This is a genomic window from Thermogutta sp. (genome assembly GCF_014359955.1).
Classification (GTDB): domain Bacteria; phylum Planctomycetota; class Planctomycetia; order Pirellulales; family Thermoguttaceae; genus Thermogutta.
Genome location: NZ_JACIYL010000575.1, coordinates 1 through 2,926, shown reverse-complemented (window position 1 = coordinate 2,926; position 2,926 = coordinate 1). Strand labels below are relative to the sequence as shown.

At 56.7% G+C, this 2,926-nt stretch carries 3 protein-coding genes; 1 reads left to right on the top strand and 2 read right to left on the bottom strand.

What is annotated here, in order from left to right; translation table 11 throughout:
• Positions 1 to 319 (bottom strand): hypothetical protein (locus H5U08_RS14560; RefSeq protein WP_297034585.1); only part of this gene is annotated, 319 nt, incomplete at its 3' end.
• 211 nt (positions 320 to 530) lie between these two features.
• Entirely contained in the window at positions 531 to 881 is a 351-nt protein-coding gene (locus H5U08_RS14555) for a hypothetical protein (protein WP_297034582.1), read from the bottom strand.
• Between the two features lie 841 nt (positions 882 to 1,722).
• Here H5U08_RS14555 and H5U08_RS14550 point away from each other — a divergent pair.
• On the top strand, positions 1,723 to 2,926 hold a 1,204-nt coding region (locus tag H5U08_RS14550), incomplete at its 3' end, for a chemotaxis protein (protein WP_297034579.1).

Genomic DNA, 2,926 nt, shown 5'->3' with positions numbered 1-2,926 from the left:
CTTTGTAATTCCACCAGGTTTGGCGGGTCCACTGGTCGCCGTAGCGGGCGAGATCGGAACGGTAAACCAGGCGGCCCCACTGCTGGACGGTTTCGGGAGTGACCATGATCACGGGAAACTGGGCGAAATACGGGACCATGTCCGTTTCGTAAGGGAGGAGACCGCGGTCGAGAATACAGGCCGGAAGGTGGTGTGGCGCCCACGAGTCGCCAAGAATTCCATGCCAAGCGGTGTCATACCCACCACCTGCCGAAAGATTCGAGCACGCTGTCGCCGTGACAAGGAAGCAAGCCCATGTGACGCCGGAACAAAACGACATGGTTGCGACTCCCGTAAGGTATTATCCAATCGCCCGCTGGCACCCGCCTTTTTTTCAGCTTAATCAGGGAGGATGGCGCAATCAAAAAGTCGGCTTTCGTCGCCGACCCGGGATTTGGCGAGACGCATTTTCTCCGCCGGTGTGTTAGGGAGTCCATGTGGCCATGCTCGGTGACGCCCGAACGGCCAGGTCCCTGACTGCTACCCGAAGATCAGAAGGGTCGCTCCACAAGGGGACTGCAATCGCCGATTGGATCTTGATCCTGCATCAGGTCACCGTTAGCAAGCCGACGTTGGTCCATACCGGCGGAGTCCTGATAGGATGACCCGGAAGCGCCGTCAGCCTCACAATTGGGGATTTTGATTTCCCACGGATGGGCGATAAAGTAAGACTGGTCAAGCGAGATGACGGCCTCCACAACATCGCCCAATTCGGTAATCAATCCATCCCGGACGGCGCTCAAACCGCCAACGATTCCGATGACGAGAATGGTGATCAAAAGGATCCATTCAAACGTCAAAACACCCTCTTCCCGCTTCAGATGTGCCAGCCAACGTGCCATCAAAGTCGACCCTCCAGTGCTAACCGTCCAAGGATGCATGCAGTCGCGCGCCACCCGGTATTCGTTCGCCGGGCGCCCGTGCAAGCGCCCGTACTCAATCCGAGGCTTGCCAGTGTGAACAGGCAGCGCCGTAACACAACGCAGTAAGCATTAGAGCAAACTCTGTGCCATGGCTTTGCCATTCCTGCAGTCCTTGGGGAAACGCACCATGTGCTGGCCTGTTGTGGAGCAGTTTCTCGCGGCAGTAGCGTGAAATCGTCACGCGCAAAAAAGGGGAGACACCAGCCATTCTGAAAAGGCGTTGTACTGTTCCCGTCATCTGGTGTTTAGGAAATGCAACATCAAGGGCCACTGGAGGTAGGTTTCAGGTTAACCGCGCTGAACATCCGTGACGTGTCCATGCGGTGTTTCGTTCGAGGTTCAAATACGCCTATTGCGCCGGATTTGCGGGCAGCGGCCTGCTGCGAGGAAACGCGCTTGCCGCCTCGCGGGAGCATGCGCGTGGCGAGTGTGACGTAGGTTATTGTGAACCGTTCCCTGCCGTTTCCCACCCGTGCGAGGTGTATCCTGGCCAAAAACGTCCGATCATCGTGCCCGCGGATTGTTTGGGGGTAAAGCCGGTGCCAGCGGACAACCGGACGCGAACCTCTCGAGCCCATTTGTCGGAGGGAGCGGTTGAGGAATTGCGGAAGGGAGCTGCAAATAAGCGGTGATTCGGAAATTCGGCATCGCTATGAGTTATATTTCGTTACCTGTAGAATATGGCCCCGACAGGTGACGCACCAAAGCGCACAATAAAACACGACAGTTATCCCACCTGACTGCTTCACGAGGTAACCCCATGAGCAAGATAAGCCGTTTGCTGCTGGAAAAGGAAATTCTGCTGGAAAGCGGCACCAACGAACTGGAAATCCTCGTCTTCGATGTGGGAGACTATGTGTTCGGAGTAAACGTCGCCAAAGTTCGGGAGGTGCTGCCAGCGCCGGCGATCACTCATCTACCGGATGCCCACCCCAGCATTCGCGGCGTTTTCAAACTGAGAAACCAGGTTGTTCCCTGCGTTTCACTGGCAGATTTTCTGGGCGTCTTTCGATACGACGAGGGAGGAGAGACGACCGCAATTCTTACCGATCTCAATCAGCAGCAAACGGCTTTTCTGGTGGATCGCGTGGAAAAGATTCATCGCCTGAGCTGGGAAGACGTGCTGGCCGTGCCGGGGTGGCGGGATCTCTCTCAAACACCGGTAACGGCCCTTGCCCGCTGCGACGACCGTCTTATTCTCATGCTCGATTTCGAAATGATTCTTGACGAAGTGACCAGTCAATACTTCCGCACGGCTGCTGTGGACAATCCGGAGCAGTTCCCGCGTCATGAAGCGACCATCGTGCTGGTGGAAGACTCGCCCACGGTTCGCGAAGCGATCCAGCAGACACTTCTGGCCAGTGGTTACTGTCAATTGATCGTATTCGAAAATGGCAAACACGCCTGGGAATGGCTGGAGGAGAAAATCGGCGACCGGCACGCCGATGCCTTTCCCGGAACTCAACGCCCGCCGTGTGATCTTCTTATTGCCGATATCGAAATGCCTCAGGTGGACGGCCTCCACCTGACGAAACGAATCAAAACGCATCCTCAATTGCGCAACATTCCGGTTCTACTCTACTCCAGCATCATCACCCCGGAAAATCGTCGAAAAGGGGAGGCTGTCGGCGCGGATGCGCAGGTGGCGAAGCCCGATCTTTGCCATGTCGTGCAATATGCCGACCAACTGATCTTCAAGTCGAGAACTTCACAGACGCAGGACGTGAGCGATTCATTTGCATCGGACTCGGATCCGTCCCTGTCCTGTGCAGCCGGACAGAGAGAACCTGCGGCCAGTAAAGTAGGGGTCGAGGAAAAGCCGCTCGACAAGTCTCCGCCGACGACATGCGGAGCGGCGCAGCGGCAGGAGACATCTCAATCCGAGAGGGAGGCGACATTCCAGGCCGAGATCGCGGCCGGTGAGGAAGGTATTCAAGCCCGTACACCAGCAGGCGCGGCAAGCG

Coding starts and splice junctions, on each gene's coding strand:
- H5U08_RS14555 (WP_297034582.1), bottom strand. CDS start 881: ATGGCACGTTGGCTGGCACATCTGAAGCGGGAAGAGGGTGTTTTGACG.